Annotated in this window: 14 protein-coding genes and 1 riboswitch; of the genes, 7 read left to right on the top strand and 7 right to left on the bottom strand. The window is 68.6% G+C overall.

Annotated elements, in window-relative coordinates:
- Nucleotides 1-3 precede the first annotated feature (3 nt).
- Both ACFVTM_RS13950 and ACFVTM_RS13945 read right to left on the bottom strand, forming a co-directional pair.
- Nucleotides 4-1,752: a DEAD/DEAH box helicase gene (locus ACFVTM_RS13950; RefSeq protein ID WP_390204055.1), complete on the bottom strand. Its 1,749-nt coding sequence runs from the start codon at nucleotides 1,750-1,752 to the stop codon at nucleotides 4-6.
- A 328-nt stretch (nucleotides 1,753-2,080) separates the two neighbouring features.
- Nucleotides 2,081-3,625: an RNB domain-containing ribonuclease gene (locus tag ACFVTM_RS13945; protein WP_390204054.1), complete on the bottom strand. Its 1,545-nt coding sequence runs from the start codon at nucleotides 3,623-3,625 to the stop codon at nucleotides 2,081-2,083.
- Nucleotides 3,626-3,666: 41 nt separating this feature from the next.
- On the opposite strand from ACFVTM_RS13945, the gene ACFVTM_RS13940 reads away from it, so the two are divergent.
- Entirely contained in the window at nucleotides 3,667-4,338 is a 672-nt protein-coding gene (locus ACFVTM_RS13940; RefSeq protein WP_390204053.1) for a ferritin-like fold-containing protein, read from the top strand.
- A gap of 81 nt (nucleotides 4,339-4,419) precedes the next feature.
- Here the strand turns inward: ACFVTM_RS13940 and thiE are convergent, their stop codons facing one another.
- Complete coding sequence (thiE, locus tag ACFVTM_RS13935; RefSeq protein WP_390204052.1) at nucleotides 4,420-5,127, bottom strand: thiamine phosphate synthase; 708 nt, start codon at nucleotides 5,125-5,127, stop codon at nucleotides 4,420-4,422.
- Between the two features lie 26 nt (nucleotides 5,128-5,153).
- Nucleotides 5,154-5,274, top strand: a riboswitch (TPP riboswitch).
- On the opposite strand from thiE, the gene thiO reads away from it, so the two are divergent.
- The 4 genes from thiO to ACFVTM_RS13915 all read left to right on the top strand — a co-directional run bounded on the left by thiO (nucleotide 5,268) and on the right by ACFVTM_RS13915 (nucleotide 8,437).
- On the top strand, nucleotides 5,268-6,629 hold the full coding sequence (gene thiO / locus ACFVTM_RS13930) for a glycine oxidase ThiO (RefSeq protein WP_390204051.1): 1,362 nt from the start codon (nucleotides 5,268-5,270) through the stop codon (nucleotides 6,627-6,629). (Overlaps the previous riboswitch by 7 nt.)
- Complete coding sequence (gene thiS / locus ACFVTM_RS13925; RefSeq protein WP_390204050.1) at nucleotides 6,626-6,862, top strand: sulfur carrier protein ThiS; 237 nt, start codon at nucleotides 6,626-6,628, stop codon at nucleotides 6,860-6,862. Before thiO ends, thiS begins: the two co-directional genes overlap by 4 nt.
- 5 nt (nucleotides 6,863-6,867) lie before the next feature.
- A complete protein-coding gene (locus ACFVTM_RS13920; RefSeq protein WP_390204049.1) occupies nucleotides 6,868-7,692 on the top strand; it encodes a thiazole synthase in 825 nt (274 codons plus the stop codon).
- A 73-nt stretch (nucleotides 7,693-7,765) separates the two neighbouring features.
- Nucleotides 7,766-8,437, top strand: a complete 672-nt coding sequence (locus ACFVTM_RS13915; protein ID WP_390204048.1) for a 4a-hydroxytetrahydrobiopterin dehydratase — start codon at nucleotides 7,766-7,768, stop codon at nucleotides 8,435-8,437.
- Between the two features lie 3 nt (nucleotides 8,438-8,440).
- Here ACFVTM_RS13915 and ACFVTM_RS13910 read toward each other — a convergent pair whose 3' ends face one another.
- The 3 genes from ACFVTM_RS13910 to ACFVTM_RS13900 all read right to left on the bottom strand — a co-directional run bounded on the left by ACFVTM_RS13910 (nucleotide 8,441) and on the right by ACFVTM_RS13900 (nucleotide 9,779).
- On the bottom strand, nucleotides 8,441-8,743 hold the full coding sequence (locus ACFVTM_RS13910) for a hypothetical protein (RefSeq protein ID WP_390204047.1): 303 nt from the start codon (nucleotides 8,741-8,743) through the stop codon (nucleotides 8,441-8,443).
- A 102-nt stretch (nucleotides 8,744-8,845) separates the two neighbouring features.
- Nucleotides 8,846-9,070 (bottom strand): DUF3107 domain-containing protein, encoded by a 225-nt coding sequence (locus ACFVTM_RS13905; RefSeq protein WP_390204046.1) that lies wholly within the window; start codon nucleotides 9,068-9,070, stop codon nucleotides 8,846-8,848.
- A gap of 61 nt (nucleotides 9,071-9,131) precedes the next feature.
- Entirely contained in the window at nucleotides 9,132-9,779 is a 648-nt protein-coding gene (locus ACFVTM_RS13900; protein WP_390204094.1) for a TetR/AcrR family transcriptional regulator, read from the bottom strand.
- Between the two features lie 172 nt (nucleotides 9,780-9,951).
- Here ACFVTM_RS13900 and moeB point away from each other — a divergent pair, with 172 nt between their 5' ends.
- Nucleotides 9,952-11,175, top strand: a complete 1,224-nt coding sequence (gene moeB, locus ACFVTM_RS13895) for a molybdopterin-synthase adenylyltransferase MoeB (RefSeq protein ID WP_390204045.1) — start codon at nucleotides 9,952-9,954, stop codon at nucleotides 11,173-11,175.
- Between the two features lie 49 nt (nucleotides 11,176-11,224).
- On the top strand, nucleotides 11,225-12,244 hold the full coding sequence (locus ACFVTM_RS13890; protein WP_390204044.1) for an SDR family NAD(P)-dependent oxidoreductase: 1,020 nt from the start codon (nucleotides 11,225-11,227) through the stop codon (nucleotides 12,242-12,244).
- A gap of 53 nt (nucleotides 12,245-12,297) precedes the next feature.
- On the opposite strand, the gene ACFVTM_RS13885 is transcribed toward ACFVTM_RS13890, so the two are convergent.
- Entirely contained in the window at nucleotides 12,298-13,710 is a 1,413-nt protein-coding gene (locus ACFVTM_RS13885; RefSeq protein ID WP_390204043.1) for a glutamyl-tRNA reductase, read from the bottom strand.
- Between the last annotated feature and the right edge of the window lie 80 nt (nucleotides 13,711-13,790).

Raw genomic sequence — 13,790 nt, 5'->3', positions numbered from 1 at the left:
GGATTAGGCCTCGGCGCCGCTCGGCTGTGCGTCGCCGCCGGCAACAACCTCGCCGTTGCGCCGACGGGTGCGGGTCCGGCGGCGGGCACGGGTTGCCCGGTCCACCTCGGTCGGGGCGCTGGCCGAAGCCGCCCGCGCCGACGCGGGGGCCGATGAGGTGGTCGGTGCCGAAGCCTCAGCCGGGGCGGCGTCCGCAGCGGCCGAACGACGACGGCGGGAAGCCGGGCGTCCGCCGTTTTCGCCGGCACCGGAGCCGCCGCTGCGGCGGCCCTCGCGGCCGCCTTCACGGGAGTCCCGACCGCCGGAGCGTGCGCCGTCGCGGGAGGAGCGTCCGCTGTCCTTCGCGCCGCCGGAACGGGGGGAGTTCTTCTTGCCGGTTTCGCCGAGGTCCTCGAGGACCTCCGCGTCGACGCCAGCCAGAACACGTTTGTCGCGGGGCAGCCGGCCCTTGGTGCCCTCGGGGATGTCGAGTTCCTCGAAGAGGTGCGGCGAGGAGGAGTAGGTCTCCACCGGCTCGGGGACGCTCAGGCCCAGGGCCTTGTTGATGAGCCCCCAGCGCGGCATGTCGTCCCAGTCGACAAAGGTCACGGCCGTGCCCTTGTTGCCGGCGCGGCCCGTGCGGCCCACGCGGTGCAGGTAGATCTTCTCGTCCTCGACGCACTGGTAGTTGATCACGTGCGTGACGTCGTCGACGTCGATGCCGCGGGCGGCGACGTCAGTGGCCACCAGGACGTCCACCTTGTTGTTGCGGAAGGCACGCAGTGCCTGTTCGCGGGCGCCCTGGCCGAGGTCGCCGTGGATGGCGGCCGCAGCGAAGCCGCGGTCCACGAGTTCCTCGGCCACCTTCGCGGCGGTGCGCTTGGTCTTGGTGAAGATGATGGTGCGGCCGCGGCCGCGGGCCTGCAGGATCCGGGCTACAACCTCAACTTTGTCCATGCTGTGCGCACGGTAGATCAGCTGGCGGATGTCGCGCTTGGTCAGGCCTTCGTCGTCCGGGTCCGCGGCGCGGATGTGCGTCGGCTGGCTCATGTAGCGGCGGGCCATGGCGATGACCGGCCCGGGCATGGTGGCTGAGAACAGGAGCGTCTGGCGGACGGCGGGCGTGCCGGCGATCAGGGTCTCGACGTCCGGCAGGAACCCGAGATCCAGCATTTCGTCGGCTTCGTCGAGGATGACGGTCCTGACGTTCTTCAGGCTCAGGTGCTTCTGCTTGTAGAGGTCGATCAGGCGGCCGGGGGTACCGACAACGATTTCGACGCCGTTCTGCAGCGCCTCGACCTGCGGCTCGTAGGCGCGGCCGCCGTAGATCGTGGCGATGCGGGCGTTGCGCTTCTTGGCGGCGTTCTCGAGGTCCTTGGCCACCTGGACGGCGAGCTCGCGGGTGGGCACGATCACCAGGGCCTGCGGGGCGCCGGGAACGGCCAGTTTGTCGAAGCCGGCGTCGTCACGTCCGACGACGCGCTGCAGCGCCGGGATGCCGAAGCCGAGGGTTTTGCCTGTACCGGTCTTGGCCTGGCCGATGATGTCATGCCCGGCCAGCGCGACCGGAAGCGTCATGGCCTGGATCGGGAACGGGTGCGTAATGCCGGCGTCGGCCAGCGATTCCACGATGTCGGCGCGGACGTTGAAGTCGGCGAAGGTCTTTTCGGCAATCTCGTGCGGCTTTTCGTCCGAGATGATGGTTTCTTCGGGCTCGATGGTCTCCGTGCCGGAATCATCGATCAGAAGCTGGTGCGTGTGCAATTCGCTCACAGGGGAGTTTCCTTATTCATTTTGGGCTGCGCTGCTTGCTCAACGGGGCCGGCCAGTGGCCGTTCCGGAGCACGCTCGGGCGCGCAAGCAAATCCAGTGGAAGCCGATCGCGGGCTATCTAAATGCTGGCACTGGGGACCAGCGGGTGGATCTCAAGATCGCGTAGGGGCGGGCTTGTTGAATTCGAAAATCATGGAAATCAACGACCGGGCATCCATTTCTACTCCTCCAGTCTAGCTGTACCAAGGGCGGATCCTCGACTGGACCCGTGATGGCACCGCGGGAGTGCGCCCGGCAGCGGACCCCCAGCGCGCCGGCAGTGGGGCCCTCAGCCCACAAGCTCCAGCTGGATTTCGCGGGTGGCGATGTCCGAGGACACCACCCGGACCCGGACTTGAGTGCCCGGTTCCAGGTCGCCGGGGCAGCGTGCGGTCACGGCGGGCTCGGCGATCTGGACCATCCCGGACGGGCCGTTGCCGTTCCCGTTTCCGTTGGCCTTGCCGCCGTTCCCATTGCCGTTCGCCCTGCCGGCCGTGCCGCCGTTCCCATTGCCGTCGCCGCTGGCGCCGGTGGTGCTCTTCACCGGTTTGGAACCGGAGATGACGACGGCGTCGAATTCCTGGCCGACGTGGTTGACGAGCAGGGCCGCCTCCACGGTGTCCAGTGCCAGCCGCTCCAGCTTTGCGGCGAGCTGGTCCGACGTGCCCATGATGGCCGGGAGGGACGGCAGGGCCGCCCGGGCCCAGGCCGGAACCTCGGTGCCGTTGCTCAGGGCTTCGCAGATCACCAGCACGAAGCGGTCCACCAGCCGCCGCAAAGGCGCCGTGGAATGGGCGTAGGCGGCGCCGATGGCAGACTGGAGGGCGGCTTGGGGCACCGTCCCGTCGAAGTGCGTGTACCCGGCGCCACGGAAAAGCATGCCGGCCGAATGCACGATTGCCAGCTGCCGGGGGTCCGTGGGGTCCAGGGTCCGCAGATACTCGCCGTAGCCCATTTCTCCGTCCCAGGGCTTGCCGAGGGCATGGGTCTGGCGGTGGAAATGCCGCAGTGACGCCTCGTCCGGGGCGGGCATGGTGCGCAGGATGCCGACCTTGCCCTGGAGCATGAGTGCGGCGGCCGCCATTCCGGTCATGAGTGAAATCTGGGCGTTCCAGTCCTCCACCGGCAGCGGCGGGGCCGCCACGATCCGGTAGCCGCCGTCGGGCAGTTGCTGGATCTCCTGTTCCGGCATGTTCAGGCTCGCTCCGCCGCGCAGGCGTTCGAGCTCCACCCGCTTGATGCCGACCTCTTTGAGCAGCTGCAGCACGGGCGCGGCCGTGCCGGCGTCGAGTTCGGCCTGGACGGCCTTGTAGCTGAGTTTCGCGCGGCTGCGGACCTGGGCCCGGCGGACAAGGACCGATGTCACCTCTGCCGCGGCGTCGAGCCCGAACTCCCAGACGAATGCCGAGCACAGCTGGCCGGCGAGCAGGCTGCCGGCGGCCTCGCTGATGATCTCCGGATGCAGCGGAATCCGGCCGTCCGGGGTGTAGAAGGTCTGCCCGCGGCGCCGGGTCTCGGCGTCGAGCGCCCCGCCCGGGGCGACGAACGACGGGACATCGGCGATCGCGTAGAACACCTTGTAGCCCTCGCCGTCCCGTTCGATGAACAGGGCCTGGTCGAGGTCGGTGGACGAGGCCGGGTCGATGGTCACGAACTCGACGTGCGTGAGGTCCAGGTCCGGCAGCTTGTGCTCGGCCACGGCCGCCGCCGCGTCGCGCAGCACGTCTTCGGGGAACGGGCCGGGCAGTTCCAGCGTGGTGCGCAGCGCCTTGAGAGCCCCGGCCAGCTGGTTCTGCTGCTCGTGGACACTGGGGGTCAGGCGATGATGGGACACGAAAATCAGGGTAGCCCGATTTCCGCCATTAGTCTTGGATCATGAGCGCAACTCCGGACGATCCTGCCCTCTACAACAGCTTCCTGGCGGATCTGCTGGGAGTGATGGCGTACGGCGAGCTTTCCGCCTTCGAACGGCTCTCCTCCAGTGCCGGGTACTCGCCCACGCTGCATGACCGTGCCGTACTCGGCAGGATGGCCGTGGCGGAGTTCCAGCACTACGAACTCATCCGCGCCCGGCTCGAGGACATGGGCCTGGACACGGAGGCCGCCATGCTGCCGTTCCAGCCCTCGGTGGACCACTTCCACGAGCTCACACGCCCTGCGGACTGGTACGAAGCGCTCATGAAGGCCTACGTGATCGACACGGTCTCCGCGGACTTTTACGGCGCCGTCGGCATGTACGTCGACGCCGGGACCCGGGAGCTGATCGGGCAGGTCCGCTCCACCGGTGAGTCCACGGATGTGTTGCAGGAGCGCCTCAAGGCGGCCCTGGCCGATGACCCCCGGTTGGCGTCACGCCTGGCGCTGTGGGCCCGGCGCCTGCTGGGCGAGGTCCTGAACCATGCCCAGCGGGTGAGCCTGGAGCACGCGTTCCTGGGCGGGTTGTCTGGACTGGACGACGCGGAGGCCAAGGCGCTGGTCGGGGGGCTGACGGCCGAGCTCGCAGCGAACCATGCGCGTCGGATGGCAGGGCTGGGGCTCCCCGGCTAGGTTCAGGACAGGCCGCAGCCCCGGGCAGCGTCAGCCCCGGGCAGCGTCAGTACCGGCCGGGAGATCGTGCGGGGGACCGGCTCAGGAATCCGCGGCGTCCAGCGCCGCCAGCAGCGCACCAGCGGCGTGGGCGGGATCATCGGCGTCGGTGATTGCCCGGACCACCACGATCCGCCGGGCACCGGCGTCGACTACCTGCTCCACGTTGCCGAGGTCGATCCCGCCGATCGCGAACCACGGCAACAGGCTTTCCGCCCGGGCGTCGGCCTTCCCGGTGCCCTCGCCGTCCGGCTGGCCAATCGTCTGGGCAGCGTAACGGACCAGGTCGAGGCCGACGGCGGCGCGTCCTGGCTTGGTGGGAGTCGCCCACACGGGCCCCACGCAGAAGTAGTCCAGTCCCTTGCGGCCGGGCGAGGCAGCAACGGCGGCGTCAACCTGTTCCGGGGTGTGGGTGGACAGGCCGATCACGGCGTCCTTGCCGAGGAAGCCGCGGGCCGCGTCCAGTGAAATGTCCTTCTGGCCGATATGGAACACCGGCGCCCCGGACAGGGAGGCGATGTCCGCCCGGTCATTGACGGCCCACAGCCGTCCGTGGCGCCGCGCCGCGGCGTGCAGGACCTCCAGGAGTTCCAGTTCCTCGGCAGCCTCGAGCGACTTGTCGCGCAGCTGGATGATGTCCACCCCGCCGGCGAACGCGGAGTCCACGAAGTCCTCGAAGTCGCCGCGGTCCCTGCGGGCGTCGGTGCACAAGTAGAGGCGGGCGGTGGTGTGGAGGTGGTCCTGGCTCATGGGACCAGCCTAGTTCCTCTAAACTGGGCGCATACCGCGGGAGCCCGCAGCAGCCATGTCGCCGCTGCTCGGCTGAGAGGGCGTCAGAGCCGACCGCTTGACCTGATCCGGCTAGTACCGGCGTAGGGAAGGAATTTTTCATGGGCACGCAAGTAGGCACACAAACTGGGCGTGAAGCCGTGGCCGCAGATGACGCCACCGCCCGGGATTGTGACACGGGACCCGTTTCCACTGATGGAATCACCGCAGGGGACAGCACCGCAGGGGACAGCACCGCAGACGTTGCCGTGATCGGCGGCGGGGTGATCGGCCACGGCATCGCGTTCGAGGCCAGCCGCGCCGGACGGTCCGTGGTGCTGATCGACGATGCCCCCGGCAGCGGGGCGAGCTGGGCCGCGGCCGGCATGCTTGCCCCCGTCAGCGAGCTGCACTACCAGGAAGAGCAGCTTCTGGAACTGATGCTCGAGTCCTCCCGGCTGTGGCCCGGATTCGCCGCCGGTGTCGACGCCGGACCTGCCGGCCCGGACGCCGGTCCCGCCGGCCCGGACTCCCGGGCCGGTACGGGGTACTTGACGACGCCGACCCTCGCCGTCGGGGCCGACGCAGCCGACCGGCGCGCGCTCGCGGACCTGAGGGAAGTCCAGCGGGCCTGCGGCCTCAGCGTGGAACCCCTCACAGTGCGCGAGGCACGGGGCCGGGAGCCGTTGCTGAGCCCCGGCATCTCGTGCGCCTTCGACATCCCGGCCGACCATCAGGTGGATCCGCGCCTGCTGGTCGCCCGGCTTGCCAGCGTCGTGGCGTCGGAGGGCCGCGGCAGCTTCATCCGGCAGCGCGCGGCAGGGCTGCTGTGGCAGGACGGCACGGTTGCAGGGGTCCGCCTCGCCGGTGGCGGTACCGTGCGGGCCACCGAAACCGTGGTCGCCAACGGGCTCGGCGCCGCCGACCTTGAAGAATTGCCCGCCGGGCTGGCCCTGCCGCTGCGGCCCGTCTACGGCGACATCCTCCGGCTCCGCGTGCCCCCGCATCTGCAGCCGCTGCTCACGGCCACCGTGCGGGGCATGGTGCGCGGGGTCCCGGTGTACATCGTCCCCCGCCAAGACGGCACCGTGGTGATCGGCGCCACCCAGCGCGAGGACGGCCCGTTGGATCCGCACTCGGTTTCGGCCGGCGGCATCTACCAGCTGCTGCGGGATGCCCAGCAGCTGGTGCCCGCGGTTGCCGAGCTGGAGCTGCTGGAAGCCGCGGCGCGGGCGCGGCCCGGCACACCGGACAACGCCCCGCTGCTGGGACGCGTCGGCCGCCCGGACGGCGGGGATGTCCCAGGACTCATCATCGCCACAGGTTTCTTCCGGCACGGCGTCCTGCTCACCCCGGCGGCTGCCGCCGTGTGCCGGCAACTCATGGACGGGACGCCGGACCCGCGCTGGGCCGGATTCCGCCCCGACCGTTTTTCCCGCATCCCGGATACGTCCGGGGACAGCCCCCAGAAGGAAGCAGCATGAACATCAGACTGAACGGAACGGAGCAGAGCGTCGCCGACGGCGCCTCCGTCAGCACGCTCGTCAGCCAGCTCACGGGCCGGAGCATCGGCCCCGACGGACAGGCCGCCGACGGCCGGAAGCTCGGTGTCGCCGTGGCCCGCAACGCCGAAGTGGTGCCGCGCAGCCAGTGGCACGCCACGGCGCTCGCCGACGGCGACGACGTCGAACTTGTCACGGCAGTCCAGGGAGGATGACCAGCATGAACGAGACCACGTTGGCAGGAGCACCGGCCGTGCAGCTAAGCGGGGCGGTGGCCGATCCGTTGGTGATCGACGGCGTGACGCTCGGCTCCCGCCTCATCATGGGCACCGGCGGCGCGCCGAGCCTGGACGGCCTGGGTGCGGCGCTGGTTGCCTCCGGAACCGAGCTGACCACGGTGGCGATGCGCCGTTATTCGCCAGCGGAGACGGGATCGCTGTTCCAGCTGCTTGAGGACCACCAGATCCGGGTGCTGCCCAACACTGCCGGCTGTTTCACCGCCAAGGACGCCATCCTCACCGCCGAACTGGCCCGCGAAGCCCTGGAAACGGACTGGGTCAAGCTCGAAGTCATTGCCGACGAGCACACCTTGCTGCCGGACGCCGTCGAACTCGTGGACGCCACCGAACAGCTCGTGGCCCGCGGCTTCAAGGTCTTCGCCTACACCAACGACGACCCCGTGCTCGCCCTCCGGCTGGAAAACCTCGGCGCTGCGGCCGTGATGCCGCTGGGCGCCCCGATCGGCACCGGCCTGGGCATCCTGAACCCGCACAATATCGAGCTGATCGTCTCTCGGGCGTCCGTGCCGGTGGTGCTGGATGCCGGGATCGGCACGGCCTCGGACGCGGCACTGGCGATGGAACTTGGTTGCGATGCCGTGCTGTTGGCAACGGCCGTGACCCGGGCCCAGAATCCCGTGCTCATGGGGGAGGCCTTCAAACACGCTGTCATCGCCGGTAGGCTGGCAAAAAAGGCTGGCAGGATTCCGCGCCGCGAGCACGCCCTGGCGTCCTCGGCGATGGAAGGCCGGGCCGAGTTCCTGTAGGTCGGGGTCCGGCTTCGACCGCCAGCCAATTCGCCGAACCAGCCTATCCGCCGAATCAGCACAGGAGCCTGCAGTGGCAGCCACGGACGACGTCCTTACCCGGCCACAGATCGATGAGGCCCTGGCGGGCCTTCCGGACTGGAGATACCGCCTGGGCGGCCTGGTGACGGTCTACAAGAGCCCGACGTCGGCCGCGGCGCTGGAGCTCATAGCCGCCCTCGGGCGCGTGGCCGAGGACCAGAACCACCACCCGGACCTGGACTGGCGCTACAACCGCGTGTTCCTGCGCTTCACGTCCCACGACGCGGGCACGGAGGTCACGTCCCGGGACATCCGCGCCGCGGCGGCAGTCAGCGAGGCGGCGCAGGGCGCCGGCGCCGCCGCGGAGCCGGGCCTGTACCGGACGGTGGATATCGCCATCGATTCGGAGGACCCCGCCGGGGTTTCGGAGGTTTGGCGGGTCGCCCTCGGCTACCGCAAGGGCCGGTTCGGCGACCTCGTGGACCCCTACGGCCGCGGGCCCGGACTCTGGTTCCAGGAGACCTCCACTCCGAACGCCAACCGCATCCACCTGGACATCCACCGGAGCAAGGCCGAATCCGGGCCCGTCCTGGAAAAGACCGCGGCGACCGGGGCCTTAATGAACCGTGACCACGCACCCGAGTGGGTGGTGGTCACGGATGCGCAGGGAAACCGGCTGTGCTTGTGCACCGAGGACGGCCACGGGCCGGACCTGCCGGAGTAGCGCCTAGAGCTTCAGGATGGCGGTGAGGCGCTCTGTGTCCTGCCGGGTCCGGGTCTTGCCGAGGTAGATGACGGCCGCGATCGACGCCGCCGTGCCGAGGACCATCGGCAGGATCCACGGGATCCAGGTCAGGCCCGGCTGGTAGCCAAACCCGGCCGACATGAAGATGATCCAGCTGAGCATGCCGACGGCCGTCGCGACTCCTGCCGGGACGCTGACCCCGTATTTTGTGTGTCGCTTGTCGTTAGCCCACACCACGAAGCCCGCAGCAACGGTCACCATGGCGACCACAATCAGGGAAAGCATTCAGGACACCTCACGCTAGTCAAGAAAACGGCAGAAAAAACGGTTTCGAAAAACCGGCAGTGCATCGGTTGTGAAGCAAGTCCAACGCCAAACGGCAAGAGCCTAGAGGGCGCCGAACCCGACGCGGCGGGCTTCTTCTGCCCCGATTTCAACGTAGCCCAGGACATTGGCGGGGACGATCACCAGGCGGCCCTTGTCATCCTTCAGGCGCAGTTCGCCGCCCTTGGCGATCGCGTCGCCCACCACCTTGGCGACGGCGTCGGCGTCCTGCGTCGATTCGAGGACAATTTCGCGGCCAATGTTCTGAATACCAATCTTTACTTCCACAGCAAGGCCTCCCAGCCAGTCAAAACCGAATAAATGTCTAAGGTCAATCTCTAGTTGTACTCTAGGTCTCTTTCGGGAAGCGGGAGATTCCGCGCCAAGCTAAACGGTAGATCAGGTCACTGGCCACATCGAGGTCCAGGTTTCCGTCCGTTTCCAGCCAGTACCGGGCACTCACCTGCGCCAATCCGGCCAGGCCGCGGCCCAAAAGCTGGGACTCAAGTTCCGGCAGCTTGGTGTCCTCGGCGATGACGCGAGCGACGGCGTCGGCAAAGGTCTTGTTGAAGGCCTCCAGCCGGGCACTGACGTCGGGATCGTTGATCAGGTCCGACTCGAAGACGAGCCGGTGCGCCTGGTCGTCGTGGGCGATGAAGCGGAAGTACGCGCGCATGACCGCCTGGACGCGTTCGTCATTGTCCGTGGTGGAATTCAGGGCGCCCAGCAGGAGGTCGATCAGCTTGCTCAGGTGGCTGTCCAGCAGGGCCAGGTAAAGGTCCCGCTTGGACGGGAAGTGCTGGTACAGCACCGGCTTGCTGACATGGGCGGTCTCGGCGATCTCGTCCATGGCGGCCCCGTGGTAGCCGTTTGCCACGAAGACCTCATGCGCTGCCGCCAGCAACTGCGCCCGGCGTTCATCACGGGGAAGGCGTGCCGAGCGCTGTCCGCTCCGCGTCTGCCCGGCCGGCGGCTTGCCGGTCTCGTCCCGCTCCACCGGTGCCTGATGAACCACTGTCGGCCTTCTTTCCCTCTACATCCACTTGCCCGCTGTGCACTCAACTGAAAAGCACCCAACTGAAAAGCACTCAACTGCTGTGCACTGCATTCAACTACACTTTACGCGCGGGTAATATGACCTGGCGGTATCTTCGGGCATAGATTGAAGTATGGCTTCCAAGTTCACCGCCACCGGTGCCCCCGCAACGCCCCAGAAACAGCTGGATCCGCGGCCTGGACCGCTGGTTGACCCGGCAGCGGACCTCAGTCCCGCGGAGGTGGAACGCTATTCGCGCCACCTGATCATTCCCGAGATTGGCGCGATCGGCCAGCGACGCCTCAAGAACGCGAAGGTCCTGGTGATCGGGGCCGGCGGCCTTGGCTCCCCGGCTCTGCTGTATCTCGCGGCCGCCGGCGTCGGTACGCTGGGCATCGTTGACGACGACGACGTCGATCTCAGCAACCTGCAGCGGCAGATCATCCACGGCGTCGCAGACGTGGGCCGGCCCAAAATCGAGTCCGCCCGCGATGCCATCGCGGCCCTGAACCCGCTCGTCGACGTCCGGCTGCACAACGTCCGCCTCGACGCGTCCAACGCACTGGAACTCTTCGCCGAATATGACCTCATCCTCGACGGCGCCGACAACTTTGCCACCCGCTACCTCGTCAACGATGCCGCCGCCATCCTCGGCAAGCCCTATGTCTGGGGATCGATCTTCCGCTTCGACGGCCAGGTCAGCGTCTTCTGGGAGCAGTTCGGGCCCACGTACCGGGACCTCTACCCGGAGGCGCCGCCGGCTGGGTCCGTGCCGTCCTGCGGCGAAGGCGGCGTGTTCGGCATGCTGTGCGCCGCCGTCGGAGCGCTGATGGTCACCGAGGCAGTCAAACTGATCACCGGCGTCGGCCGGTCCCTGCTGGGCAGGCTGGCGCTCTATGACGCGCTGGGCGGAACCTGGCGCGAGATCAAGGTGGCCCGGGACCCTGTGGCCGAGCGCATCACGGAACTGACCGATTACGAGGCGTTCTGCGGGATCACCCCAGCGGCGGATGCCGGTACCGAGCACACTGTGACGGCAACCCAGCTTGCCACCATGCTGGCCTCGCGCAAGGCCGGGCTCAAGGACTTCCAGCTCGTGGACGTGCGGGAGCAAGGGGAGTACGAGATTGTCCGCATTGACGGCTCAGTGCTGATCCCGCAGGGCCGCATCCTTGCCGGGGAGGCGTGGCAGGAACTGCCGCAGGATGCCGATATCGTCTTCCACTGCAAGGCTGGAACACGGTCCGCCGCCGTCCTGTCCGCAGCCCGCGCTGCCGGGTACGAGCGCGTCAGCCACCTCGACGGCGGCATCCTTGCCTGGGTGCGCGACGTGGAACCCGGGAAACCGGTGTACTGAGGTCATGAGCCAGGAAAACAGCAACGAACCTGCCGTTGAAGAATCTGCCGTGACGCCCCAGCGGAAGATTGGCTCCGGCTTTGGCCGGGATTCGACGGCGGCCGAGGTCGTTGCCGGCATCGACCTGACCGGGAAGACCGCGATCGTCACGGGCGGCTACTCGGGGCTGGGCCTGGAGACCGTTCGCGCCCTGGCCTCCGCCGGCGCTGCCGTTGTGGTGCCGGCCCGGCGGCCGGAGCACGCCCGCGACGTTCTTGCGGCGGCAGGGCTGACGCCGGAGACCCGTGGTGGGGACGTCGGCGTCGCCGAACTGGAAGTTGCCGAACTGGATCTGGCGGACCAGGACAGTGTGAAGGAGTTCGCCGCCGGCTTCCTGGCTGGCGCGGCGCCCGGCACGGGCCGCAGCCTGGACATCCTCATCAACAATGCCGCCATCATGGCGAGCCCGGAGCACAGGGTGGGTCCCGGCTGGGAAGCGCAGTTCGCCACCAACCACCTGGGCCACTTTGCCCTCACCAACCTGCTGTGGCCGGCACTCGCCGCCGCGCCGGGGGCCCGCGTGGTCTCGCTGTCCTCCACCGGCCACAAGCTCTCCGCGATCCGCTTCGACGACATCAACTTTGACGCCGGCTACGACAAATGGCGGGCCTACGGCCAGGCCAAGACGGCCAACGCGCTCTTCGCCGTCCAGCTCGATGCCCTGGGCAGGGACTTCGGTGTGCGCGCCTTCGCGGTGCATCCCGGCGGAATCATGACAGAGCTGCAGCGCCATCTGCCGCGCGAGGAGATGATCGCGGCGGGCTGGATGGACGAGCACGGCAAGCTCGACCCTCGGTTCAAGACACCTGCGCAGGGGGCCGCCACCTCAGTCTGGGCAGCGACGGCGCCGGCGCTCGAGGGAACGGGCGGGGTCTACTGCGAGGACTGCGAGATCGCCGAACCGACTGTGCCGGGATCACCCGAAGCCAGGATCAGGGGCGTGGATGCCCATGCCGTGGACCGTGAGGCCGCCGCACGGCTGTGGCAGGTGTCGGCCGAAATGACCGGGATCAACGCTTTCCCAGGGTAGGCCAGGCAACGCGCGAAAACACCGTGGGCGGGGTCAAACCGCGCAGGTACCGGCTACGCGGTTTCGCGGATGTCCCCGGCGCCCGGGATGTGGCCGGCGCCAGGGATGTGGCCGCCAGAGCCGTGGCCCCCGGCACCGGGGTCCACAACGTTATGGTCCACGGGGCACGCGGCCGCGGAACCGGGAGCGCCGGCGGCCGTTGCGCCGGCGGAGGGCTCCACCGTGATGCCGTACAGCGCCTCAAGAGCGGCTACGTAGGCGTCCTGCTGACCGTTGGAGGCCAGCTCGCGGGCCCGGACAGTGGGGACGTGCAGCAGCTGCTTCACCATGCGGCGCAGGGCGAATTCGACTTCCTCGGCGGCGGCGGTGCAGCCGTGCCGGGCGCGGACCTTTTCCATTTCCGCGTCCAGGACGTTCATCGTGTGGCGGCGCAGGGCGACGATCGCCGTGTCCACGGACCGGGACTCGCGCTCCTGTTCGAAGGCGCTGGCCGCCCCGGACACAATGCTGCTGGCCTGTTCGAGCGACTCCGCCTGTTCCTGCGGTGCTGCGAGACGGACGGATTCCAGCGTGAGGAGTTCGACGCCGTCGAGGTCTCCCACGGCGGGGTCGAAGTCATGGGTCAGGGCGAGGTCGATCGCGATGAGCGGCTGGGGCGAGTGGGCCCGGATCCGGGCGAGCTCGTCCGCTTCGACCCGGCTGTCGGAGCCGCTGCAGCCGATCATGACGTCGGCCGCGGCAACGGCGGCCGGAAGCGTGTCCTCGTCCAGGGCATTGCCGCCCCGGGTGGCGACGAAGCCGGCGGCGCGGCCGGAGGAGGAATAGACATGGACGTCGGTGCAGCCGCGTTCGCGCAGCAGCGACATGGTGGCTCCGGCGTAGGCGCCGGTGCCGAAGACGACGGCCTTCTTGGCGGACCAGTCGGGGTTTTCCGAGAGGTCCGTGGCCAGATCCAGCGCCACGGAAACGATGGAGAGGCCGCGCGAACCCAGCGCCGTCTGGGCGCCGACGTCCTTGGCTGTTTTGGAGGCAGCCTGGAACAACCGGACCAGGCCGGAGCTGGCGGTGCCCTCGTGCTGGGCGATGATCAGGGCGCGGCGGACCTGCCCGGCAATTTCGCGTTCGCCGACCACAGCGGAGTCGAGTCCCGAACTGACCGCAAAGAGGTGCTGGCTGACCTCGGCGCCGGTCCGGGTGCTGAAGGCGCGGGAGACGATCTGGTCGTTGAGTCCGCTGGCTCCGCTGATCTGCGAGATGAGGGCCGCCCGGGCCGCGGCGACCGCGTCGGGATGAGGGGCCTCGCCGTAGATTTCCAGGCGGTTGCAGGTGGCAAGGACAACGGCACCCGCCACGGCCGGCGATCCGGCGAGGGCGGATGTGGCGAGCCCTGAAGCGCCGGTGCTCAACTGAGCAACGGTTTCGAGGTCGATGTCGGCGTGAGTAGCCACCAATGAAAAAAGAACCACAGCATCACCATCATAGCTTTTTCGTGCCCGTGTAGAACAACTGTCCGGGCGTGGGCTCAGGCACGCTGGCCTGTGATTCC

It is taken from the genome of Arthrobacter sp. NPDC058130, assembly GCF_042884475.1.
Taxonomy (GTDB): Bacteria; Actinomycetota; Actinomycetes; order Actinomycetales; family Micrococcaceae; genus Arthrobacter.
Note: the sequence above shows the minus strand (reverse complement) of the source record. Positions and strands in the feature narration are given on the sequence as shown.

Excerpts from the sequence above, each read along its gene's own strand:
- thiE (WP_390204052.1), bottom strand. The coding sequence starts at position 5,127 with ATGAGCCAGGACCACCTCCACACCACCGCCCGCCTCTACTTGTGCACC.
- thiS (WP_390204050.1), top strand. The coding sequence starts at position 6,626 with ATGAACATCAGACTGAACGGAACGGAGCAGAGCGTCGCCGACGGCGCC.
- ACFVTM_RS13940 (WP_390204053.1), top strand. The coding sequence starts at position 3,667 with ATGAGCGCAACTCCGGACGATCCTGCCCTCTACAACAGCTTCCTGGCG.
- thiO (WP_390204051.1), top strand. The coding sequence starts at position 5,268 with ATGGGCACGCAAGTAGGCACACAAACTGGGCGTGAAGCCGTGGCCGCA.
- ACFVTM_RS13920 (WP_390204049.1), top strand. The coding sequence starts at position 6,868 with ATGAACGAGACCACGTTGGCAGGAGCACCGGCCGTGCAGCTAAGCGGG.
- ACFVTM_RS13910 (WP_390204047.1), bottom strand. The coding sequence starts at position 8,743 with ATGCTTTCCCTGATTGTGGTCGCCATGGTGACCGTTGCTGCGGGCTTC.
- moeB (WP_390204045.1), top strand. The coding sequence starts at position 9,952 with ATGGCTTCCAAGTTCACCGCCACCGGTGCCCCCGCAACGCCCCAGAAA.